General features: G+C 71.9%; 23 protein-coding genes. 8 read left to right on the top strand and 15 right to left on the bottom strand.

What is annotated here, in order from left to right:
• Positions 1-84: 84 nt before the first annotated feature.
• Positions 85-540, bottom strand: coding sequence for a MarR family winged helix-turn-helix transcriptional regulator (locus VHA72_RS07700; protein ID WP_325573904.1), 456 nt, complete (start codon positions 538-540; stop codon positions 85-87).
• A gap of 63 nt (positions 541-603) precedes the next feature.
• Here VHA72_RS07700 and VHA72_RS07695 point away from each other — a divergent pair, with 63 nt between their 5' ends.
• A complete protein-coding gene (locus tag VHA72_RS07695; protein ID WP_325573902.1) occupies positions 604-972 on the top strand; it encodes a VOC family protein in 369 nt (122 codons plus the stop codon).
• A gap of 129 nt (positions 973-1101) precedes the next feature.
• Here the strand turns inward: VHA72_RS07695 and VHA72_RS07690 are convergent, their stop codons facing one another.
• The 6 genes from VHA72_RS07690 to moeZ all read right to left on the bottom strand — a co-directional run bounded on the left by VHA72_RS07690 (position 1102) and on the right by moeZ (position 10550).
• Positions 1102-4281: an ATP-dependent helicase gene (locus VHA72_RS07690; protein WP_325573900.1), complete on the bottom strand. Its 3180-nt coding sequence runs from the start codon at positions 4279-4281 to the stop codon at positions 1102-1104.
• On the bottom strand, positions 4278-7499 hold the full coding sequence (locus tag VHA72_RS07685; protein WP_325573898.1) for an ATP-dependent helicase: 3222 nt from the start codon (positions 7497-7499) through the stop codon (positions 4278-4280). The genes VHA72_RS07690 and VHA72_RS07685 overlap by 4 nt, the downstream gene beginning before the upstream one ends.
• A 36-nt stretch (positions 7500-7535) precedes the next feature.
• Positions 7536-8174 (bottom strand): hypothetical protein, encoded by a 639-nt coding sequence (locus VHA72_RS07680; protein WP_325573896.1) that lies wholly within the window; start codon positions 8172-8174, stop codon positions 7536-7538.
• A 58-nt stretch (positions 8175-8232) separates the two neighbouring features.
• Positions 8233-8901, bottom strand: a complete 669-nt coding sequence (locus VHA72_RS07675; RefSeq protein ID WP_325573894.1) for a lysophospholipid acyltransferase family protein — start codon at positions 8899-8901, stop codon at positions 8233-8235.
• A gap of 85 nt (positions 8902-8986) precedes the next feature.
• Positions 8987-9289, bottom strand: coding sequence for an MGMT family protein (locus VHA72_RS07670; RefSeq protein WP_325573892.1), 303 nt, complete (start codon positions 9287-9289; stop codon positions 8987-8989).
• A 46-nt stretch (positions 9290-9335) separates the two neighbouring features.
• Positions 9336-10550 (bottom strand): adenylyltransferase/sulfurtransferase MoeZ, encoded by a 1215-nt coding sequence (gene moeZ / locus VHA72_RS07665; protein ID WP_325573890.1) that lies wholly within the window; start codon positions 10548-10550, stop codon positions 9336-9338.
• Positions 10551-10777: 227 nt separating this feature from the next.
• On the opposite strand from moeZ, the gene VHA72_RS07660 reads away from it, so the two are divergent.
• From VHA72_RS07660 to VHA72_RS07650, 3 genes are all read left to right on the top strand, one after another.
• On the top strand, positions 10778-11365 hold the full coding sequence (locus VHA72_RS07660) for a TetR/AcrR family transcriptional regulator (protein WP_325573906.1): 588 nt from the start codon (positions 10778-10780) through the stop codon (positions 11363-11365).
• A 32-nt stretch (positions 11366-11397) separates the two neighbouring features.
• Positions 11398-11619 carry a DUF3107 domain-containing protein gene (locus VHA72_RS07655; RefSeq protein WP_325573888.1) on the top strand — a complete coding sequence of 74 codons (222 nt, stop codon included), beginning with the start codon at positions 11398-11400 and terminating at the stop codon, positions 11617-11619.
• Between the two features lie 119 nt (positions 11620-11738).
• A complete protein-coding gene (locus VHA72_RS07650; protein ID WP_325573886.1) occupies positions 11739-12035 on the top strand; it encodes a hypothetical protein in 297 nt (98 codons plus the stop codon).
• 52 nt (positions 12036-12087) lie between these two features.
• Here VHA72_RS07650 and VHA72_RS07645 read toward each other — a convergent pair whose 3' ends face one another.
• Positions 12088-12771 (bottom strand): ferritin-like fold-containing protein, encoded by a 684-nt coding sequence (locus VHA72_RS07645; RefSeq protein WP_325573884.1) that lies wholly within the window; start codon positions 12769-12771, stop codon positions 12088-12090.
• A gap of 113 nt (positions 12772-12884) precedes the next feature.
• On the opposite strand from VHA72_RS07645, the gene VHA72_RS07640 reads away from it, so the two are divergent.
• On the top strand, positions 12885-14339 hold the full coding sequence (locus VHA72_RS07640; protein ID WP_325573882.1) for a DEAD/DEAH box helicase: 1455 nt from the start codon (positions 12885-12887) through the stop codon (positions 14337-14339).
• Between the two features lie 245 nt (positions 14340-14584).
• Here the strand turns inward: VHA72_RS07640 and VHA72_RS07635 are convergent, their stop codons facing one another.
• Positions 14585-14956 carry a L,D-transpeptidase gene (locus VHA72_RS07635; protein WP_325573880.1) on the bottom strand — a complete coding sequence of 124 codons (372 nt, stop codon included), beginning with the start codon at positions 14954-14956 and terminating at the stop codon, positions 14585-14587.
• On the opposite strand from VHA72_RS07635, the gene VHA72_RS07630 reads away from it, so the two are divergent.
• Complete coding sequence (locus VHA72_RS07630; RefSeq protein ID WP_325573878.1) at positions 14940-15200, top strand: hypothetical protein; 261 nt, start codon at positions 14940-14942, stop codon at positions 15198-15200. The two genes, VHA72_RS07635 and VHA72_RS07630, sit on opposite strands and share 17 nt — an antisense overlap.
• 145 nt (positions 15201-15345) lie before the next feature.
• Here VHA72_RS07630 and VHA72_RS07625 read toward each other — a convergent pair whose 3' ends face one another.
• The gene (locus tag VHA72_RS07625) at positions 15346-16140 is read right to left on the bottom strand and encodes a ParA family protein (protein ID WP_325573876.1); all 795 of its coding nucleotides are present in this window, start codon (positions 16138-16140) and stop codon (positions 15346-15348) included.
• 38 nt (positions 16141-16178) lie between these two features.
• Between VHA72_RS07625 and VHA72_RS07620 the strand changes: the two genes are divergently transcribed.
• Entirely contained in the window at positions 16179-16949 is a 771-nt protein-coding gene (locus VHA72_RS07620) for an SDR family NAD(P)-dependent oxidoreductase (protein ID WP_325573874.1), read from the top strand.
• 6 nt (positions 16950-16955) lie between these two features.
• Here VHA72_RS07620 and VHA72_RS07615 read toward each other — a convergent pair whose 3' ends face one another.
• From VHA72_RS07615 to VHA72_RS07600, 4 genes are read right to left on the bottom strand one after another with little or no spacing between them, the layout of a single operon-like run.
• Positions 16956-17561, bottom strand: a complete 606-nt coding sequence (locus tag VHA72_RS07615) for a MarC family protein (protein ID WP_325573872.1) — start codon at positions 17559-17561, stop codon at positions 16956-16958.
• Positions 17558-18436: a PHP domain-containing protein gene (locus VHA72_RS07610; protein WP_325573870.1), complete on the bottom strand. Its 879-nt coding sequence runs from the start codon at positions 18434-18436 to the stop codon at positions 17558-17560. Before VHA72_RS07610 ends, VHA72_RS07615 begins: the two co-directional genes overlap by 4 nt.
• A 13-nt stretch (positions 18437-18449) precedes the next feature.
• Positions 18450-19088, bottom strand: coding sequence for a DUF6758 family protein (locus VHA72_RS07605; protein ID WP_325573868.1), 639 nt, complete (start codon positions 19086-19088; stop codon positions 18450-18452).
• Between the two features lie 32 nt (positions 19089-19120).
• On the bottom strand, positions 19121-19690 hold the full coding sequence (locus VHA72_RS07600; protein WP_325573866.1) for a histidine phosphatase family protein: 570 nt from the start codon (positions 19688-19690) through the stop codon (positions 19121-19123).
• Between the two features lie 49 nt (positions 19691-19739).
• Here VHA72_RS07600 and VHA72_RS07595 point away from each other — a divergent pair, with 49 nt between their 5' ends.
• Positions 19740-20906 carry an MFS transporter gene (locus VHA72_RS07595; protein ID WP_325573864.1) on the top strand — a complete coding sequence of 389 codons (1167 nt, stop codon included), beginning with the start codon at positions 19740-19742 and terminating at the stop codon, positions 20904-20906.
• On the opposite strand, the gene VHA72_RS07590 is transcribed toward VHA72_RS07595, so the two are convergent.
• A partial coding sequence (locus VHA72_RS07590; protein WP_325573862.1) for a hypothetical protein occupies positions 20892-21144 on the bottom strand: 253 nt, incomplete at its 5' end. The two genes, VHA72_RS07595 and VHA72_RS07590, sit on opposite strands and share 15 nt — an antisense overlap.

Below are 21144 nucleotides of genomic sequence, written 5' to 3'. Positions count from 1 at the left end.
CCGATCATCGGCTGGCCGATCATCGGCTGGCCGAGGAGGCCTCGGCCTAGGACCCTCCCCACACGGCCGTTCGCCGGAACGGAACTAGCCGTCGTCGCCCTCGCGCAGCGAACGGATCATGCTCTGCAGGATTCGAAAGGCTTGCGACTGCTCGGCCTCGCTCAGGCCGGCCAGCATTCTGACCTCGACGGACCGCACCGCCGCCGACGCCTTCGCCAGGCTTCGTCGGCCGCGAGGCGTCAACTGCGTGGGAAGGGCCTTCCCGACGGGTGCTTTGGCAGGCCTGGTCACGAAGCCGTCTCGTTCCAGGGCCTGCAGCAGCACGTTCATGGACTGCCGTGTCACGAACGCTCCGCGCGCGAGCTCGGAGTTCGACAGGCCGGGTCGTTGCGCCAGCAGCTCGAGGCATGAGTAGTGCGTGATGGTCATCCCGAGCGGCCGCAGCACCTCCTCCATGGCGGCGCGCAGAGCGCTCGAGGCCTCTTTGAGCAGGTAGCCCAATGACGTCTCCAAGTCGACGCCGGCACCGTGTTGACTCATGTCAGCATTCTGACATAGATTGATTTGTGTCAGAAAACTGACACAAATCGAAGGAGCAACGACATGCCCGCCACCGGCCCCGACTTCATCTCGCTCCAAGTGCGTGATCTCGACGTCTCGCAGGCGTTCTATGAGCGCTACCTCGGCCTCGTCCGTTCGCCGGCCGGGCCTCCCCACGCAGTCGTCTTCGAGACCAGACCCATCGCGTTCGCATTGCGCGACATCGTTCCCGGCACCGACCTCACGTCCGTTGCGCAGCCCGGCATCGGCGTCGCGATCTGGCTCCACGCCACCGACGTCCAGGCCATCCACGATGCTCTGGTCGCCGACAACCACACCATCGTCTCCGCACCGATCGGCGGCCCCTTCGGCCGGACCTTCACCTTCGCCGACCCCGACGGCTACCACGTGACACTCCACGACCGCACCTGACCGGCACGCCACCCGACGCACGCTCGGCCCCACGACCGCGGATTGCGCCGAGACCCCGGGGCCCGGCGATGTCTCCCGCGGTGGCGGGCTCGGACCCGGAGGCGCCCCTGGTCCTCTGCCCCGTGCCCCCTATTCCGCGACCAACCGCTCCAGCTCCGCACGGCCCGGCAGGTCGGTCGGCTCGACCAGCTCGCCGGTGCGCACGTAATAGAACGCGGCGCGGACGCGCTCGGGCGGCACGCCGGTGAGGTCGGCCCAGGCCTCCCGGTAAATCGCGAGCTGGAGCGGGTCCGCGGTGGCGTGCTGGTTGGTCTTCCAGTCGACGATCAGGTAGCCGTCGCCGTCCTCGTAGACGGCGTCGATGCGACCCCGGACGACCTGCCCGGCCAGCACCAGCGCGAACGCCGCCTCCACCCGGTGCGGCACCCGGGTCGCGAACGGCCCGGTCTCGAAGGCGGCGATGACCTCCTTGAGGTCGCCCTCGTCCTCGATCCCGGCGTCGCCGCGGCCGGGCAGGTCATCGACGTCGAAGAGGTCCTGCTGGCCGAAGCGGGCCTCGACCCAGGCATGGAAGCGGGTGCCGAACCGGGCCGCCGACGAGGGCGGTCGCGGCATCGGCCGGGCCAGCTCGCGGGCGAATTCCTCCGGCTCGTCCCGCAACCGCGCCAGCGCAGTCGCGGAGAGGCTGCCGGGGCGGGGCACGAGCACGACGTCGCCGCTGTCGTGACGCGCCTCGGCCAGCAGCCGCTCGATCTCGGCGTCCCATTCCTCCACTCGGGCCGCCTCGATCATGTCCAGGTCGGCGTCGGGCGCGGTGGGATCCGCCGCGAGCACCAGCTCCGCCGCCCGACGGCGCAACAGCGCCTCCGCGCCCGGGCCGGTGGGCGGCCAGGGCCGGGCCGGATCGAGGGCGGCGTAGGGATTCGGAGAGCCCTTCTCCGGCTTGTCCAACCAGCCGCCGCTGCGGTCGTCCGCCAGCGGCGTGCCCCATGCGGCGAGCCGGTCGCGGACCAGCGCCTGGAACGGCGAGGGCCCCAGCGGCGTGGTCTTCGGCGTCCACCGGTGGCTGGTGACGCTGAGGCGGTGGGCGGCGCGGGTGAACGCGACATAGCCCAGCCGCAGCTCCTCCTCGGCGTCAGTTGCCTTGGCCGCAGCGCGATAGGCGTCGAGGGCCGGCTTGTCGTGGCCGGCCAGCTGCGGCAGATCGGCCGCGTCGCCGCGCAGCTGCGCCGGGAGCACCGACGGCGAGGAGGTCCACAGCGTCCGGCCACGAGTGGAGGGGAACTTCGTCTCACACATGCCGACCAGGAACACCGAATCCCACTCCAGACCCTTGGAACGGTGCACCGTCAGCAGCTTGACCGAGTCGGCCTCGGTCGGCGTGGCGACGTCGAGGCCGTTGCCCTGGTCGTCCTCGGCGGTCAGGTAGGCCAGCAGTGCCGCCAGGCTGACGTCGCCGTCGATGGACTGGAACTCCGCGACCGCCTTGACGAACAGGTCGAGGTTGTCACGCCGTGCCGCGGCCGCGGGGCTGACCGCCGAGGCCAGCTCCACGTCGGTGCCCAGCACGTCGATGATCCGACGCACCAGGTCCAGCAGCGGCTCACCGACGTGGGTGCGCAGCATCCGCAGCTCGGCCGCGAGCAGCCCGAAGCGCTCCCGTGCCTCGGCGGAGTAGGGCAGGTCGCCGGGGTCGGACAGCGCGTCGTCGAGGGCCGGGAGCTCGGCAGGGTCGATGCCGTCGGCGATCTGGAGCAGATGGCGGTCGATGTCGGCGGCGGCCGGGCCGCGACCGCTCCCGCCGGCCAGCTCGGCTGCGCGCCGGGCGAGCAGCTTCAGGTCGCGCGGGCCGACCGCCCAGCGCGGCCCGCTGAGCAGCGTCAGCAGTGCGGCGTTGGAGGTCACATCGTGCATCAGGTGCAGCGTGGCGACCACCTCGGCCACCTCGGGCAGCCGCAGCAGCCCGGCCAGGCCCACGATCTCGACCGGGATGCCGGCGCCGGTCAACGCGTCGAAGACCGCCTCGGCGGTGCTGTTGTCGCGGGTGAGGACGCCGATCTTGGCCCAGGAGTCCTCGTGCGCCTCCCGCACCCCGGCGACCAGGGCCGCCAGCTCCTCGGCCTGGGTGTCGTAGACCGCGGCGGTGACCACACCCTCCCCCGCGGTCGGGTCCGGCTCCAGCGGCGCGACCTGCGGAAACGCCTTCAGCAACGGCTCCGCCAGAGCGTTGGCGACCTCGAGGATGCGACGGTCGGAGCGACGGTTCACGGTCAGTGGGTAGAGCCCCACCGGGCCGCCGTCGGCGCGCGGGAATGTCTCGCCGAAGTTGAGGATGTTCGACACCGACGCGCCGCGCCAGCCGTAGATCGCCTGGTTGGGGTCACCGACGGCCGTCACCGGATGGCCCTCGCCGAAGAGCCGGGAGAGCATCGCCGCCTGGGCCACGGAAGTGTCCTGGTACTCGTCGAGGAGGACCACGGCGTACTTCTCCCGCTCGGCGGCTCCCACGTCCGGCTGCTCGCGGGCCAGCCTGGCGCCCAGCTCGATCTGGTCGGAGAAGTCCATCCAGCCTAGGTCGCGCTTGAGTCGCCGGTACGCCGCCACCAGCTCCAGCAACTCGGCTCGCCGATCGCAGGTGTTGATCGCCTTCTCGATCGCCTCGCGATAGGTCTTGCGGCCCTTGCCCGCCACCTCCTGCGCCAGCGCGCGCTCGAAGCCCCGGCGCGCCTCGGCGTCGAACTCGCGCACCCGCTCTGGCGAGCACAGGTGCTCACTCATTGCGCCGTCGAGGGCGAGCAGGTACTGGATCACGGTGGGCGGATGGTCGCTGAGCCGGTGGACCTCGCCGGTGAACCGCTCCACCGCCCGGGCGCCGAGCTGGTAGCGCGACGCATCGCTGATCACCGGCGTGTCTGGCTCGAACCCGATCCGCAGGCCGTGCTCCTTGAGCAGGTTGGCGGCATAGGCGTTGTACGTCGCCACCACCGGCTCCAGCACGTCCTCGTCCTCACCCTCCGGTTCCAGGGCACCGGCGAGCTCCAGAGCACGACGGATCCGGTCGCGCAGCTCGGCGGCGGCCTTGGTGGTGAAGGTGAGGCCGAGGACCTGGTCGGGCCGGACCTGCCCGGTAAGCACCAGGTAGACCACTCGGGCGGCCATCAGCGTGGTCTTGCCCGAGCCGGCACCGGCGATGACCACCGCCGGCTCCAGCGGTGCGGAGATCGCTGCCCACTGCTGCGGACTGGGCGCGTACGGCGTCTGCATCAGCCGGGCGAGCTCCTCTGGCGTACGGATCTCGAGCCCGCTCACGCGACCACCGACCCGGCGCCCTTGGCGGGACACAGCGAGAGGAAGGCGCAGCCGCGGCAGTGGTCACCGGCCACCGCCGGGAACTCCTCGGCCCGCACCCGGCCGGCGGCGAGCGCGAGCGAGGCACGCAGGGCCTCGCGTGGTGCATCGCCATCGCGGTGCCGGTCCTGGACCTGCACGACGGCCTCCGGGCCGCCGTCGAGGATGCCGAGCTGGACCAGCTCCGCGCCGCCGGCGACGTGGCCCTCGACCGCGCCGTGGTCGACGGCGTACTGATACAGGGCCAGCTGCAGATTGCGCTGCACCTCCGGCCCGCTCGGCGCACGGCGACCGGTCTTGAGGTCGACGATCACGATGTTGCCCTCGGCGTCGAGCTCGAGCCGGTCGGCGTAGCCGCGCAGCTCGACCTGCTCGCCGGCCCCTCCTGAGCCCGTCGAAGGGCGATCCAGCTCGACGACGGTGGTGAAGCCCTGCTCGGTGCCGAGCAGGGTGCGCGGGTTGGTGCGGTGCCAGACCAGGAAGCGCCGCAGCGCGGACCGCACCCGCTCGTACTCGAGCGCCTTGGACCACGGCGTGCGGAAGTCGAGCCGGTCCCAGACCGCGTCGACGTGCTCCATCAACGCCTCTGTCGCGGTGTCGACGTCCGGGCCGTCGGGCAGCTCGCCCCGGGCGACCCGCTCGGCGAGGGCATGCACCAGCTGACCCAGGTTGGCGCTCTGGTGCGCCGGCGGCGCGCCGCCCGCCTCCCGCTCCAGGAACCAGTGCATCGGACAGGTCAGGATCGACTCCAGCATGGTCGCCGAGATCTGTACCGGCCGCCCCGCCTCGGCCAACGGCCTGGTCGCCCGTGACACGGAGCGGGTGCCCCACCACGTCGCCGGGTCGGCGATCGGCACCTCGGGGGCCAGCCGGGCCAGCCGGCGGGCGGCGGCCGCGCGCAGCGGCTCGGAGGTCGCCGGATCCGCGACGGTACGCCGCAGCTCCGCCACCAGCCCCGGCAACGACAGCGGCCGTGGTGGGCGGCCGCTGATCCGCTGCACGCCGACGCCGAGCTCGGCGAGGAACCGCGACGGTGTCTCGCCGTCGTCCTCCCGGGAGTCGACCGCGGTGACGATGAGCCGCTCCCGGGCGCGGGTGCAGGCGACGTAGAAGAGTCGGCGCTCTTCCATCAACAGCTCGCGCGGCGTGACCGGCGGAACCAGCCCGTGCGAGCCGATCCGGTCGGCATGCAGCAGGGTGGCGCGTCGGCGCAGGTCCGGCCAGCCCTCGTGCTGGACATGGGCCACCACCACCAGCCGCCACTCCAGCCCCTTGGAGCGGTGGGCGGTGAGCAGTCGCACCGCTGCCCCGCGGGCGCCGCGGTCGGCGAGCGTGTCGGCCGGGATCTGCTGCGCAGTCAGCGTGGCCAGGAAGGCCCGCACGCCGACGTGGTCGCGTTTCTCCTCCGCACGCGCGGCCACCTCGAACAGGGCACAGATGGAGTCCAGGTCGCGGTGGGCGCGTCGCGCCGCTCCCCCACCGGACTCCGCGGCCCGCCGCAATCGCGCCGGCCAGGGAGTGCCGGACCACAGCCCCCAGAGCAGCTCCTCGGCGGTCGCGCCCTCCGCCAGCCGGGCCCGGGCGTCGTGCAGCAGCGCCGTCAGGGCCCGCGCCTTCGCCACCTCGTGACCGTCCAGCCCGGCCAGCCCGGCCGGGTCCAGCAGAGCCTCTCGCAGCAGCGCCTTCGAGGGTCGCGGCGCCCGCTCCTCGGCCTGGGCACGGTCGCGCTCGCGGACGCGGAGCAACCGGGCGAGCCGGCGCACGTCCCCGGCGTCGAGCCCGCCCAGGGCCGAGGTGAGCAGCGCCTCCACCCGGGCGGCGTCGAGGTAGCCGACGTCCTCGGGGTCGTCGTTGTCGAGATTGACCACGGCGCGCAGAGCGTCCAGCAGCGGAAGCACCGCGGGGTCGCGCACCAGCGGCACCTCGTCGGCGGCGACCTCGACCGGGACACCGGCGGCGCCCAGCGCGCGCCGCAGCGCCGGGATGGTGGCACGCCCCGAGCGCACCAGGACCGCCATCTCGTCCCAGCCGATGCCGTCCTCGAGATGGGCCCGGCGAAGCAGGTCGGCCAGGTGCTCGGCCTCGGCCCGGTCGGTGTCGAAGGTGAGCACCCGGGCCAGCCCCTCGCCATGGGGTCCTTCCGCCGCCACCGGCCGCAGGAACGCCTCGCGGGCCTGCTCGTCGATGGTGCCCGGCAGGCCGAGCCGACCGGCGACCCGCTGGGCCGCCACCAGCAGCCGCGGCCCGAACCGTCGGGTGGTGCGTAGCGCCACCACCTCGGCCGGAGTGCCGTCGGCCTGCGGGAAGGCGGTCGGGAACTCGAGGATGCCGCGCACGTCGGCGCCGCGGAAGCCATAGATCGACTGGTGCGGGTCGCCCACCACCACCAGGTCACGCCCGTCGCCGGCCAGCGCCCGCAGCAGCGCGACCTGACCGGGATCGGTGTCCTGGTACTCGTCCACGAAGACGTGCCGATACCGCTCGCGGAGCACGTCACGATGGGTCTCCGCCTCGATGGTGGCCCGCCGGATCAGGTCGGCGTAGTCGGTGGCACCCTGGGAGTCGAGGACGGTCAGGTACTGATCCAGGAACAGCCCCGCCGCGACGTACACGGGAACGCCCTCGCGCCGCCCGAGCTCGACCAACTGCTCCCCGTCGAGCCCCTTCTCCCGCGCCCGCGAGAGCACCGCCTCGACCTCACGGGCGAAGCCGCGGGTGCCGAGCGCACGCTGCAGCGACTCGGGCCAGCGCACCGACTCGGGATGGTCGGCCAGCAGCTCGCGGAGCACGACGTCCTGCTCGGGGGCGGAGAGCAGCCGCAGCGGCTGCTCGTAGAGGTCGGCCGGGGAGAACTCGCGGATCAGTCCGTAGGCGAAGGAGTGGAACGTCGAGCTGAGCGCGGCGCCGGTGGTGCGGCCCAGTCGGGCCGTCACGCGGTCGCGCAACTGCTCGGCGGCCTTGCGCGAGAACGTCAGCGCGAGCACCTGGTCGGGCCGGGTGCCTCGCTCCTGGATCCGCGCCACGATCGCCTCGACCAGGGTGGTGGTCTTGCCCGTGCCGGGACCGGCGAGCACCAGCAGCGGGCCGCCGGGATGGTCGACGACCTGCCGCTGCTGCGCGTCGAGCGCCGGCACGCCGGCGGGGGCGTGCGGGCGCTCGAGGCGATAGGTCGTGCTCATGAGGATCACTCCATCATGAGGCACCGACAGTTCGGGTCATTCCTCCTCGTCGAAGCGCGGATCCGCCAGCAGGTACTGCCCGATCAGACCCGGCTCCTTCCTCGCCGGCCGCACCGGCTCGGGCACGTAGCGGCCCTCGACCGCGTCCCAGAACGAGTCGGCGACCCGCTCCACGCGCCGGGCCATCCGGCCTGCCATGCCCAGGTGCGGCAGATAAGGATGCGGCCGGGTCGGCTCGGTCGCCTCGGCCCGCTCCAGGCGCTCGGTCAGCATCGCCAGCCGCTCGTCGGGCAGCGAGTCGGTGAGCCAGTCCACCATCGCGTCCTCCTCGGCGCGATAGCCGCTCAGCGCGTCCTCGACCTCGCCCCAGCCGCGCGACCAGTCGAAGCCCTTCTCGTACGTCGAGCCGAACTCGTGCGCCTTGAGATGGGTCAGGACCACGCCCAGGTTGTGCTCGGCGGCGCGGTAGTCGCCATCGACCCGCGCCGACGGCAGCAGCACCTCGTCGACGGCATGCAGATGGCGGCTGGTGCCGACGCAGAACAGATCGATCGGTGGACAGCCGCGCCGGGTCTCTTCGGGGCGGGCGATCACGCGGCGAGCGGCATCCAGCTGCTCGGCCAACCCGTCATGCGTGTGCTGGATCGACATCTTCAGGCAGTCGGTCGTGCCCATCGGCCTCACCTCGCTGTGACGTGCCTCACCTCCATCGTGCCCCGGGCCCGGACGACTCTCAAGCGTCCGGCGCGCGATCGTTGTAGACGGCCGCCTCCTCCTGCCCGCTCAGCGCCGCAATGGCGGTCATGATCTCGTCGGTCAGCAGCCGGCGCGCTCGTCCCAGCGCCATCCCCTCGAACCGGCCCGCGACCCGGATCGGCTCCCCGAAGACGACCTCGACGCGCACCAGCCGCGGCAGGTTCGAGCCGACCGGCTGGAGCCGCTCGGTGCCCTTCAGCCCGACCGGTACGACGGGCACGCCTGCGGTCAGCGCCAGATGCGCCACGCCGGTGCGCCCGCGGTAGAGCCGGCCGTCGCGAGACCGGGTCCCCTCCGGGTAGATGCCGAACGCCTCACCGCGGCGCAGCACGTCCAGCGCCACGTCGAGCGAGGTCAGCGCCGCCTGCGCGTCGTCCCGGTCGACCGGCAGCATCCCGAGTCCCTCGAACCACGCCCGCATCAGGCGCCCGCGCAGGCCGACGCCGGTGAAGTAGTCGGACTTGGCCAGGAAACGCACCGGTCGGGGTGCCACCGACGGGATCACCACCGAGTCCACGAAGCTGAGATGGTTGCTGGCCAGGATCACCCCGCCCTCGCGGGGCACCCGGTCGCGCCCGGCGACCCTCGGCCGCCAGATCGCCCTGAGCAGCGGCGGGACGATCAGGTGCAGGAGTCGGTAGAGCACGGCCCGATCATGGCGGCGACCGGCGAGTAACGCGAACGGGGGCGGCCCACCGGCCGCCCCCGTCCACCGCCGGCGGGAGTCGGCGTCAGGGCAGCCACAGCGCCCGACGCAGGTCCACCGCGCCGCCGGGACGCAGCGGCGTGGCCTCCTCCAGATAGGCCTCTCGCGCCTCCTCGCCGTGGCTGGGCGGCAGCGTGCCGTCGGCCCGGACCACCCGCCACCAGGGCACTGGTCCGCCGTGGCGCGCCATCACGCTCCCCACCTGCCGCGGACCGCCGCCGTACTCGTCGAACAGCGCGTCGGCGATCGCCCCGTACGTCGTCACCCGACCCCACGGGATGCGCTCCACGATGGCGAGCACCGCCTCGACGTACTCCTCCGCGGTCACCAGCACTCCACCCGCAGGCCCGGCACCCGCTCGGGATCGACGCAGGTCAGTACGACGGCTGCGACGGGTCGATCTGGTTGACCCAGGCGACCACGCCGCCGCCGACGTGGACCGCGTCGGCGTAGCCGGCGCCCTTGGCGATCGCCAGGCACTCCGCCGAGCGGACACCGCTCTTGCAGTGCAGCACCAGCTGCTTGGAGCCGTTGTCGGTCAGCGTGCCGAGCTGGTCGAACGCGTTGCCGTTGAGGAACTCGTTCTTCGGGATCAGCACCGAGCCGGGGATCTTGTTGATCTCGTACTCGTTGGGCTCGCGCACGTCCACCAGGACGAACTCGCGGGTGCCCTCCTCGCGCTCCTTGAGCATGTGCTCGAGCTGGTTGACCGAGATGGTCGAGCCGGCCGCGGCGTCGGCGGCCTCCTCCGAGACGTTGCCGCAGAAGTAGTCGTAGTCGATCAGCCCGGTGACCTCGGGGTGGGTGCCGCACAGCTTGCAGTTGGGGTCCTTGCGGACCTTCAGCTTGCGGTACTCCATCTCGAGGGCGTCGTAGACCATCAGCTTGCCGATCAGCGGCTCGCCGATGCCGGTCAGCAGCTTGATCGCCTCGTTGACCTGGATCGAGCCGATGCTGGCGCACAGCACGCCCAGCACGCCGCCCTCGGCGCAGGAGGGGACCATGCCCGGCGGCGGCGGCTCCGGGTAGAGGCAGCGGTAGCACGGGGCGTCCTCGGCCATGTTGGGCGCGAAGACCGACGCCTGGCCGTCGAAGCGGTAGATCGAGCCCCAGATGTAGGGAATGCCGAGGAAGTACGCCGCGTCGTTGACCATGTAGCGGGTCGCGAAGTTGTCGGTGCCGTCCAGGATCAGGTCGTAGCCACCGAAGACGTCCATGACGTTGTCGTTGTCGAGGCGGCCCTCGTGCAGGACGACGTTGACGAGCGGGTTGATCTCGGCGATCGACTCCTTGGCCGAGAGCGCCTTGGACTTACCCACGTCGGACTGGCCGTGGATCACCTGACGCTGCAGGTTCGACTCGTCCACCTCGTCGAAGTCCACCACGCCGAGCGTGCCGACACCGGCCGCGGCCAGGTAGAGCAGCGCGGGACTGCCCAGGCCACCGGCACCGATGACGAGCACCTTGGCGTTCTTCAGGCGCTTCTGCCCGGTCATCCCGACGTCGGGGATGATCAGGTGGCGGCTGTAGCGACGTACCTCGTCGACGGTCAGCTCGTCGGCAGGCTCCACGAGCGGGGCGTACGACACGGCGATGCTCCTCTGGTCTGGTGCGGGTGTGGCACCGGTCCAACACCGGCCCACCTCCCCATGTTCCCCCACCCGACAACACGCGCAGCACCGGTCCCGACATCCGATATCGGCGCTACGCGGGAGTAGGCTCGCGCCTTGAACGATCCACGAGACCACGAGCGGGAGCCGACGGCGTGACGACCGACCAGTACGACATCGACGACGTGCGCCGTCGAGGCGCCCGCATGCCCCGATCGGAGCGCCGTGCGCAGCTGCTGGGCGCGGCGCTGGAGGTGTTCGTGGCGCAGGGCTACCACGCGGCCGCGATGGACGACATCGCCGACCGTGCCGGGGTCTCCAAGCCGGTGCTCTACCAGCACTTCCCCGGCAAGCTGGAGCTCTACCTGGCGCTGTTGGAGCTGGCCTGCGACCAGATCATCGCCAACGTGCGCGAGGCGCTGGGCTCCACCCAGGACAACAAGGAGCGCGTAGCCCGCACCGTGCACGCGTTCTACGATTACGTCGTCAGCGAGAGCGGCGCGTTCCGGCTGGTCTTCGAGTCCGACCTGACCAACGAGCCCGCGGTGCGCGAGCAGGTCGACCGGGTCACCAACGAGTGCACTCGGGAGATCGCGGCGGTGATCGCGGCCGACACCAAGCTTCCCGAGCCGGCCGCACTGCTCCTTGCGGTCAGCCTGGTAGGAATGGCGGAGGTCTCGTCCCGGTTCTGGCTGAACAGCCAGCGCCGGATGGACAAGGACGAGGCCGCCGACTTCGTCGGCGCTCTGGCCTGGCGTGGCATCGCCGGCTACCCCAAGACCGACGACCACTGAAGACGACCACTGAAGCAGACAAGGAGCCGACCGTGGAGGTCAAGATCGGCGTTCAGTACGCCGCCCGTGAGCTGGTCGTGGAGACCGACGAGACCATCGAGGCCATCGAGAAGCTGGTCGCCGAGGCCGTGACGAGCAAGTCCGTGCTCACCCTGCTCGACCGCAAGGGCAAGCACGTCATCGTGCCGGCGGAGAAGATCGCCTACGTCGAGATCGGCACCGGCACCGTCGGTGCGGTCGGCTTCCGGAGCTGACCGGCCGCGACACGCTCGCCGTACCGCGTCATCGGTGCGATGCGTTTGCGTCCAGTTCGGTGCAAGATCATGACGGGGGCAGGCCTGCTCCCGCCTGACCACACGGAAGGGAAAGCGCCATGCTCTGGACGATCATCGTCACCATCGTGGGCGGCGTCATCATCGGCTCACTCGGGAAGTTCCTCGCACCGAGCCATCGCGACAACATCCCGTTCTGGCTCACCGTTGTGTGCGGCATCATCGGGATGCTGGTGGGCAACACGCTCTACTACGCCATCTTCAAGGACAGCCCCACCGACAAGTGGGACAACATGACCAAGGGCATCGACTGGTGGCGCCACATCTGGCAGGTCGTCGTCGCGGCGCTCGCCGTGATGGCGGCCTCGTTCGTGACCGGCCGCGACCGGCGGTCCTGACCCTGCCGCACGACCACGGCGGCCCCGTTCCGGTCGGACGGGGCCGCCGTCGTCAGTGCTCCAGGCCGAGCGCGGCCATCCGCCTGATGTGGTTCTGGGTGATCCGGCCGAACACGTCGGCGATGGTCGCCAGGTCCAGCGCGGCCAGGACGTCGCCGGCCAGGATGTCGGAGAGTGCGTCCCGCTCCGCCGCCACCCGCTGCGTCTGGGTGAGCGCCTCCCCCATGATGCGGCGGCCCCACAGCGCCAGCCGGCCGGCCCGGGTGTGGTCGGCGGCGATGCCGGCTCGCACCCGCTCCACCACGAACTCGCTGCGGTCCTCGGCCAGCGTCGAGGTGATCAGCGCCTGGGTGGTCGGGTCGAGGTAGACGGCGAACTCCCGGTAGAAGTCGCGCACCAGGTTGTCCCCGACGTAGGCCTTGACCAGCGACTCCCACCAGTCCGAGGGCGCGGTGTACTCGTGGAACTGGTCGATCGGCGCCCGGAACGGCTCCATCGCCTCGTAGGGCTCGACGCCGAGCGCGGCGAGCTGGTCGAGGATCGGCGCGACCTTGGCGAACTGGGCGCTGGCCAGGCCGAGCAGCGCCACCTTGTCGGCCAGCTGCGGGGCGCGGCCGGCGTCCTCGGTGAGGCGCTCGCAGGCGGAGATCTCGCCGTACCCGATCGCTCCCAGGAGGTCGATGATCGCCGCCCGGTAGCGCGGATCGGTCAGGTCGGGAGCCGAAGATGCAACCACGGCAGCACCCTATCGATAGACTGGGGGCACCGTATGTGCGCGGCACTGTGCTTTTCCCTGACCGGTTGAGACGCCAGAGCCGCTCCCGTCAAGCGAAAGCGACAGCTGAACACATGACCACCTTCCGTGAGCTCGGGGTCCTCCCCGAGATCTGTGACGCGCTCGAGGCCAAGGGCATCACCACCCCGTTCGCGATCCAGGAGATGACCCTCTCCGTGGCGCTGCAGGGCACCGACCTGATCGGTCAGGCCCGCACCGGCACCGGCAAGACACTCGCCTTCGGCATCCCCGTCGTGCAGCGCAGCGTCTCCCCCACCGACCCCGACTACGTCGACCTGCCGCAGGGCAAGCCGCAGGCGCTGATCGTGGCGCCGACCCGCGAGCTGGCGCTGCAGGTCTACAACGACATCACCCTGGCCGGCTCGCTGCGCGGCATCCGCACCGTCGCCGTCTACGGCGGCGTGGGCTACGAGCCGCAGATCGAGGCGCTGGAGTCGGGTGTCGACATCGTCATCGGCACGCCCGGCCGGCTCATCGACCTGGCCAACCGGCGCGTCCTGGACCTGTCGCACGTGCACGCGCTCGTCCTCGACGAAGCCGACGAGATGCTCGACCTGGGCTTCCTGCCCGACGTGGAGAAGCTGCTGCGGCTGACCCCGGAGACCCGCCAGACGATGCTGTTCTCGGCGACCATGCCGGGGGCGATCGTGGCGCTGGCGCGCACCTACATGCGCCACCCGATGAACATCCGCGCCGAGTCGTCGTACGAGAACGCGACGGTGCCGGCGACGGCGCAGTTCGTCTACCAGGCCCACGATCTGGACAAGCCGGAGATGATCGGCCGGATCCTGGCCGGCTCGGACGACGTCGACAAGGTCGTCGTCTTCGCGCGCACCAAGCGGCAGGCGCAGCGCGTCGCCGACGACCTGACCGACCGGGGCTTCAACGCCGGCGCCCTGCACGGCGACATGGCGCAGGCCGCCCGCGAGAAGACCATGCAGCGCTTCCGCGACGGCAAGGTGCAGGTCCTGGTCTGCACCGACGTGGCCGCCCGCGGCATCGACGTCACCGGCGTCTCGCACGTGATCAACTACACGACGCCCGACGACGAGAAGACCTACGTGCACCGCATCGGCCGCACCGGCCGCGCCGGCGCCTCGGGCATCGCCGTCACGCTGGTCGACTGGGCCGACGTGCACAAGTGGAAGATGATCAACAAGGCGCTGGACCTGCCCTTCGACGACATCGCCGAGACCTACTCCTCCTCCGAGCACTTCCTGCACGACATGGGCATCCCGAAGGGCACCAAGGGCCGGATCAAGACCGCCGCGCCGGCGGAGCGGCCCGCCAGGCGCGAGTCCCACGACGGTGAGCGCGCCCCGCGCAACCGCTCCCGCAACCGGACCCGCTCGCGTGGTGGCCAGGTCGTCGGCGGTACGGCGGAGAAGCAGCCGGTCGAGGCCGGCTCCGGCAACGCCGAGGGTGACGCCGCCACGCCCGCTCGCGCCCGTCGGCGCCGCCGCCGTTCCTCCGGCTCGGGCGCTCAGTCGGGCTCGTCGGAGGGCTGAGCCTCGGCCGACCGCCGGACAACGGCTCGGCACGACGCCGAGCGAGCCCAGCGGCGGTGCGAGCCAAAGTGTCGCGGTGATAGTCCGCGAACTGCCACCGTGACAGTGCCAAAGTGTCACCGTGACAGTTTGCGTCGAGAGTGACACATCCGAAATGTCACTCTCGACGCAAAGCATCACGGTGATACTTTGCGCGCTGCCGACCGTCAGCGCCCAGGCGCCGATCTCAGCCACCGAGGCAGTCCTCAGGCGACGACCACGACCTTGGTGCCGACGCTGGCGAAGTTCCACATCGCGATGGCGTCGGAGGTCTTCTGCCGGATGCAGCCGTGGGAGAGGCGCTCCCCGAGCTGGGCGACGGTCTGCAGCGGCTTGCCGTTCTTGGTCGGGATGGAGTGGAAGCCGATCGAGGCACCGTTGTCGGTCCCGTGGGCGAACCTGACGAAGTACTGCATCACGCCCGAGTCGTCGATGCCGACGGCCCAGCGCGACTTGCTGTAGACGTGGTAGGTGCCGGGTCGCAGGTTGTTCTCGTCGCTGCCCGAGACCGGGTAGGTGCGCTCCACCTTCCCGGACGCGTCGACGATCCACACCCGCTGCATGCTCTGGTCGAACACGGCCCGCCTGCCGGTGCCCGACCCCGCCGGGAGCGCCGTCTCGTCGGCCGTCTCGGTGCCCGAGGCCGGCTGCGCGGACGACCCGGAGGCCGAGGCGGACGCCGGCGCCGAGGCGGCGCTCCCCGCCGCGCTGCCCGCCGCGCTGCCCGCCGCGGGACGGGCCGAGGACGCCCCGGTCGACGCCCCGGTCGATGCACGCGTGGACGGATCGGCCGACGCGGACGACCGCGCCGCCGTCACATGAAGCCCGGCATCGGTCGCGACCTGCTTGCTGCTCGACGGCGAGAACACGCCGAACCCGGCCAGCACCGCCAGCACCACCACCGCAACCGCGGAGGTGGTCAGTCCGATCCGCCCCCAACGTGGCCGGGCCTCGGCGCGATGCCTGCTCACTCGCGCCCCCGCCCGGCGACCCCGGCGACCCCGGCAGCCGCACGAGCGACCAGATTGGCGGCCACCGCCCGATAGGCCTGCGCGCCCTTGCTGGAGCGCGAGGTCGCCAGGATGGACCGGCCGGCGGCCGGTGCCTCGGCGAACTTGATCGTCTTGGGGATCGGTGGCTCGACCACGTCGAGCCCGTAGGTCTCCGAGATGGTCTCGAGCACGGTGCGGGAGTGATGGGTGCGCCCGTCGTACAGCGTGGGCAGGACGCCCCAGACCTCGAGCCTCTTGTTGGTGAAGCGGCGTACGTCGTGGACGGTGTCGAGCAGCTGTCCCACCCCACGGTGGGAGAGCGTCTCGCACTGCAACGGCACCAGCACACCGGTCGCCGCGGTCAGCGCCGCGACTGTCAGCACCCCCAGCGAGGGTGGGCAGTCCAGCAGCACCCAGTCGTAGCCGTCCACCTCGCCGAGCACCGACGAGAGCACGTGCTCGCGGCCGGTACGGGTGAGCAGGTCGGCCTCCGCTCGGGCCAGCTCGATGGTGGCCGGCAGCAGGTCGACGCCGTCCTCGGTGTGCAGGATCACCTCGGCCGGCTCGGTGCCCTTGGTGAGCACGTGGTGCACCGACAGCTCGAGGTCCTCCGGGTCGATGCCGAGTGAGAACGTCAGGCAGGCCTGGGGGTCGAGGTCGACGAGCAGCACCCGGTGGCCGAGCTCGGCCAGGGCAGCGCCGAGCGAGGCGACGGAGGTGGTCTTGGCGACGCCGCCCTTCTGGTTGGCGACCGCGAGCGTGGTGGTCATCGGGTCCATCATGCCCGACGGACTGACACACTGGCGTCATGTCCCGCACTGCCCTGGTCACCGGCGCCACCGCCGGCATCGGTCTCGCGTTCGCCCGACAGCTCGCCGCGCAGGGGTACGACGTCGTCCTCGTGGCCCGCGACACCGCTCGCCTGGAGGCCGTCGCGGAGGAGCTGACGGCCACGGCCGGCGTGTCCACCGAGGTGCTGGCCGCCGACCTGGCCGACCGCGCCCAGCTCGCCACGGTCGAGCGGCGCCTGGCCGACCCCACCGACACGGAGCGGCCGATCGACCTGCTGGTCAACAACGCCGGCTTCGGCCTCAAGGGCCGCTTCCTCGACAACGACGTCGAGCAGGAGCAGGCCATGCTCGACGTACTGGTGGTGGCGGTGATGCGCCTCACCCACGCCGCGCTGCGGGCCATGGCCGAGCGCGGCTCCGGCGGGATCATCAACGTGTCGAGCGTGGCCGGCTACCAGCCGCGCGGCACCTACAGCGCCGCGAAGGCGTGGGTGAACCGGTTCGGCGAGTGGGCGTCGGTCGAGTACGCCGACCGCGGCGTGCGGATCATGACGCTCTGCCCGGGCTTCACCAAGACGGAGTTCCACGGCCGGATGGAGGTCGGCCGCGATGCGGTCCCGAGCTTCCTGTGGCTCGACGTCGACGATCTCGTCGCCGAGGCGATCGCCGACTTCGAGGCGGGCAAGAGCTTCTCGGTGCCCAGCAAGCGCTACAAGGCGATCACCGCGGTCAGCCGCCATCTGCCGACCCGGCTGCTGCAGCGCTTCCAGACACTCGGCCGCAAGTAGTGCCGCTCAGCGCTGGGTGACGAACTCCCGCACCGCGTCCGCCACCATCTGCACCGCGATCGCGGCCAGCAGCAGACCCGCGATCCGGGTCACCAGCATGACCCCGCTGTCCTTGATCAGGCGCAGGATCGGCAGCGAGAACCGCATCACCAGCCACAACACCAGGTGCACGCCGATGAAGCCGATGGCGACCGCGAGGAAGTCGTCGACGCCGTGCACCCGGCGGGCGAAGACCATCGTCGCCACGATCGCACCGGGACCGGCCAGCAGCGGGGTGCCCAGCGGCACCAGCGCGATGTTCGTCCCCGCCGCCGCGGTCGGCTCCTTCTGGTTGCCGGTCAGCAGCTCCAGTGCGACCAGGAGCAGCAGCAGGCCACCGGAGCACTGCAGCGCGGCGATCGAGATGCCCAGGTAGTGCAGGATCGCCTGGCCGAAGAACGCGAAGACGGCGATCACCGCGAACGCCACCGTCACCGCCTGCCAGGCCGCCTTGCGCGCGGTCGCGGCGGAGCGGCCGCTGGTCAGCGACAGGAAGATCGGGATGGTCCCGATCGGGTCCATGATCACGAACAGCGTGACGAAGGACTCCGCGAGCAGCGAGCCCGTTATCACGGCAGCACCACCGAGGGAGTACGGCGTCCGGAGGCGGCCGCCGCGGCAGCGGCCCGGGACAGCAGTCGCTCCAGCTCCGAGGGTGCGGTGGTGTTCACCCCCAGAGGGTGCCCGGTCTTCCCGGTGCCGTGGTAATCGCTGGATCCGGTCGCGACCAGGTCCAGATCCCGGGCGATGCCACGCAGCCGCTCGCGCACCGCGGGCGCGTGGTCCTGGTGGTCGACCTCGATGCCGCTCAGCCCGGCGGCGGCCAGCTCGGCCAGTGCCTCGGCCGAGGGCTGCTCCCGCCCGATGCGGCCCCACGGGTGGGCGATCACCGTCACGCCGCCGGCCGCCGCCACCAGCCCGATCATGGGCACCAGCGGGGCCGCGTAGCGGTCCACGAAGCCGGGCCGCCCGGCGGCGAGATACCTGTCGAACGCCTCGTCCCGGCTGTCCACGACACCCAGCGCCACCAGCGCGTCAGCGACGTGCGGCCGGCCGGTGGCGGCGGCGTCGGCCGAGCGGGCCAGCACGTCCTGCTCGGTGATCGCGATGCCGAGCCCCTGCAGCCGCTCCACCATCGCCGGCAGCCGGCCGACGCGGCCGGACAGGACGCGATCCAGCTCGGCCACCAGCGGCGGGTACGACGGGTCCGGCAGGTAGGCGAGCAGGTGGACGGCGTGCCCGTCGTACCTGGTGCTGATCTCCATCCCGGGCACCACCGTGACGCCGTGCTCCTCGCCCGCGGCCAGCGCCTCGGCCCACCCGGCGGCGGTGTCGTGGTCGGTGAGCGCGACCACGTCCAGCCCGGCCGCGGCGGCCGCCGCCACCAGCTCCGCGGGCGAGTCGGTGCCGTCACTCACCCGCGAGTGGGTGTGGAGGTCGATGCGCACGTCGGGAATCTACTCACCACGCCGCGCGGGGCCCGCCGAAGGGCAGCTCGACCAGCGCCATCCCCAGCGCCGACACGTCGCGCAACTGCCAGCCGTCGTGCAACAGCAGCATCGCCGAGGCCGGCCGCAGCACCAGCCACAGCCAGCGCCCGGCGGCCTCGCCGACCACGACGGAACGGTCCCACTCCCCGGTCTCGCCGCTGGTCGAGATCGGCCACAGGGAGACCGTCTGGCTGCCGATCCGCAACCGGGCGGAGGCCGGTCCGTCACCCAGCTCGGTCCCCGGGTCGTCGCCCGTCGTACCGGCGCAGCGGGCGCCCAGGCCCACGCCTGCCTCCTCGGCGATGACCAGCACGTCGACGGGTCCGTCGAGCTCGCTCGGGCCGGACACGCAGGTCAGGCTGGCGGTGGCGCCGCGGTCGTCGGCAACGACGGCGAAGTCGGTGATCTGCCAGCCGGGGCTCAGCGGCCAGGGCAGGTACGTCGGAAACCCGTCGGCCCGCTCCAGATGCGCCACGAAGCCGTCGTACGACGCCTCCTCGGGGCGCCACAGCGGCCGCACCACACCGTGGTCCGGGCAGGACCAGGCACCGTCCTCGCCGATCCTGGCGACGGGCGTGGGACAGCGCGGGCAACCGGCCGCGAGCGACATGGCTCCCACCGTCGCCCCTCAGCGCGCGAGGGTCAAGAGTCCAGGCTGGCCGCGTTCCACGTCTCGATCGCCGGCTGGCCGCGGTCGTCGCCCAGCACCGAGAGCGTGGCGGTGCCCAGGATCAGGAAGCGACCCAGCCGCACCGGCTCGCCCAGCCAGCGAGCCGCCAGCGCACGGAGGCAGTGCCCGTGCGCGAACACCAGCGTGTCGCCCGGCGTGTCGCGCACCCGGGCGACCACCCGGTCGAGCCGCGCGGCCACCTGCGCCGCGCTCTCGCCGCCGGGGGTGACGCCGTCCCAGATCGTCCAGTCGGGGTCGCGCTCGCGGATCTGCGCGCTGGTGATGCCCTCGTACTCGCCGTAGTCCCACTCCACCAGGTCCTCGTCGACCACCGCGTCGGGGAAGCCGGCCAGCTCGGCGGTCCGACGGGCCCGGACGCGCGGCGAGACCAGCACCTGCCCGAACTCGATCCCGGCCAGCCGGGGCGCCAGCCGCTTCGCCGCCTCCTCGCCCGCCGGCAGCAGCGGTAGGTCGGTCACCGACGTGTGTCGTCCCGCCTCGCTCCACTCGGTGGCGCCATGACGGACCAGGTACAGGTTCATGCCGCGAGTCTGACAGGCCCGGCCCAGGCGTGCTGAGAACATCGCCCCCATGACCCCGCTCGCCCGCTCCCGGCGCGCCGCGCAGGCCGCGTTCGCGACCCAGGGACTGGTCTACATCAGCCTCACCGCCCGGCTGCCCCGCTTCCAGGACCACTGGGGGCTCTCTGACCTCGGCCTGTCGGGCCTGCTGCTGATGATGGTGCTGCTGGCCGGGCTCGGCTCGGTCAGCGCCGAGTCGCTGGCCAAGCGCCACGCCAGCGCCACCCTGCTGCGCCTGGGCCTGGGGCTGATCGCGGTTGCGGTGCCGCTGCTCACCACGGCACCGGCGATGCCCCTCTTCATCCTCGGTCTCGCCCTGTACGGCGTGGGCCTCGGTGCGGTCGACGCCGGCACGAACATGCAGGCGGTGGCGCTCGAACACGCCTACGGCCGGCCGATCCTGCCGTCGTTCCACGGCGCCTGGACGCTGGGCGGCGTGCTCGGAGCCGCGCTGGCGCTGGCGCTGGGCAACGCACCGCTGTGGGCGGACGCGTTCCTGTGCGTCATCCCGCTGGCGGTGGCGACGCTGCCACTGCTGCCGCGGGTCGGCGCGGTCGAGGACGCCGCGATCGGCGACGTACCGTGGCGGCCGATCCTGCTCGTCGGCCTCGGCATGGTGCTCTTCTACATGGTCGACACCGCCGCGCAGACCTGGGGACCGACCTACCTCGACGACGTCTTCCCGACGCCGCACCGGCTGGTCGCGCTGGCGACGTTCCCCTATCTGGTCGCGTCGCTGGCGCTCCGGTTGGCCGGCGACGGCCTGGTCGCGCGGCACGGCGTGGTGCCGGTGCTGCGCACGGGAGCGTTGGTCGCCTGCGCCGCATTGGCGGTGGTGGTGTTCGCGCCGTCGTGGCCGGTAGCGGTGGTCGGGTTCACCTTCCTGGGCGCCGGGGTGGCCGTGATCGCGCCGCTGAGCTTCTCCGCGGCCGCCCGGATCGCCGGTGGCGCGGCGTCCGACTTCGGCTCCGCCGAGCGGGCCCGCGTCGACGCAGTGATCGCCCGGTTCAACCAGTTCAACTACCTCGGCGCACTGCTCGGCTCGGTGCTCACCGGCGTGGTCGGCTCGGGCACGCTGCGGGTCGGCTTCGCCGTACCGATGGTGCTGATCCTGGGGATCCTGCCGCTGGCCCGCGCCTTCGCGGCCTCCCCGCAGCAGGTCTCAGCGACCGAGTGAGACCGAGATCCCGGCCTGGATCGGCTCGCCGGGCGACTTGAGCGGGTTGTCGGTGGCGATGCGACGGCCGCCGAGCGTGCTGAGCGAGGCCTTGAGTGGGGTGATCGTCAGCATCCGCGCCTGGTGGGCGGCGGTGTCGAAGCAGGCGTAGGGCAGCCGGATCGCCACCGCGTTCGCCTTCGGCTTGACCCGTACGGCGCCGGCCGGCAGCGGGCAGCCGTGCGTGGCCGTCACCGTG

The sequence above is a fragment of the Nocardioides sp. genome, assembly GCF_035547795.1.
In the GTDB taxonomy this organism is placed as follows: domain Bacteria; phylum Actinomycetota; class Actinomycetes; order Propionibacteriales; family Nocardioidaceae; genus Nocardioides.
The sequence above is the reverse complement of the archived record's forward strand: the minus strand, read 5'-3'. Positions and strand labels throughout refer to the sequence as shown.

Coding starts and splice junctions, on each gene's coding strand:
- VHA72_RS07700 (WP_325573904.1), bottom strand. CDS start 540: ATGAGTCAACACGGTGCCGGCGTCGACTTGGAGACGTCATTGGGCTAC.
- VHA72_RS07695 (WP_325573902.1), top strand. CDS start 604: ATGCCCGCCACCGGCCCCGACTTCATCTCGCTCCAAGTGCGTGATCTC.
- VHA72_RS07685 (WP_325573898.1), bottom strand. CDS start 7,499: ATGAGCACGACCTATCGCCTCGAGCGCCCGCACGCCCCCGCCGGCGTG.
- VHA72_RS07680 (WP_325573896.1), bottom strand. CDS start 8,174: ATGGGCACGACCGACTGCCTGAAGATGTCGATCCAGCACACGCATGAC.
- VHA72_RS07660 (WP_325573906.1), top strand. CDS start 10,778: ATGCCCCGATCGGAGCGCCGTGCGCAGCTGCTGGGCGCGGCGCTGGAG.
- VHA72_RS07650 (WP_325573886.1), top strand. CDS start 11,739: ATGCTCTGGACGATCATCGTCACCATCGTGGGCGGCGTCATCATCGGC.
- VHA72_RS07640 (WP_325573882.1), top strand. CDS start 12,885: ATGACCACCTTCCGTGAGCTCGGGGTCCTCCCCGAGATCTGTGACGCG.
- VHA72_RS07630 (WP_325573878.1), top strand. CDS start 14,940: ATGCTCTGGTCGAACACGGCCCGCCTGCCGGTGCCCGACCCCGCCGGG.
- VHA72_RS07625 (WP_325573876.1), bottom strand. CDS start 16,140: ATGACCACCACGCTCGCGGTCGCCAACCAGAAGGGCGGCGTCGCCAAG.
- VHA72_RS07620 (WP_325573874.1), top strand. CDS start 16,179: ATGTCCCGCACTGCCCTGGTCACCGGCGCCACCGCCGGCATCGGTCTC.
- VHA72_RS07605 (WP_325573868.1), bottom strand. CDS start 19,088: ATGTCGCTCGCGGCCGGTTGCCCGCGCTGTCCCACGCCCGTCGCCAGG.
- VHA72_RS07600 (WP_325573866.1), bottom strand. CDS start 19,690: ATGAACCTGTACCTGGTCCGTCATGGCGCCACCGAGTGGAGCGAGGCG.
- VHA72_RS07595 (WP_325573864.1), top strand. CDS start 19,740: ATGACCCCGCTCGCCCGCTCCCGGCGCGCCGCGCAGGCCGCGTTCGCG.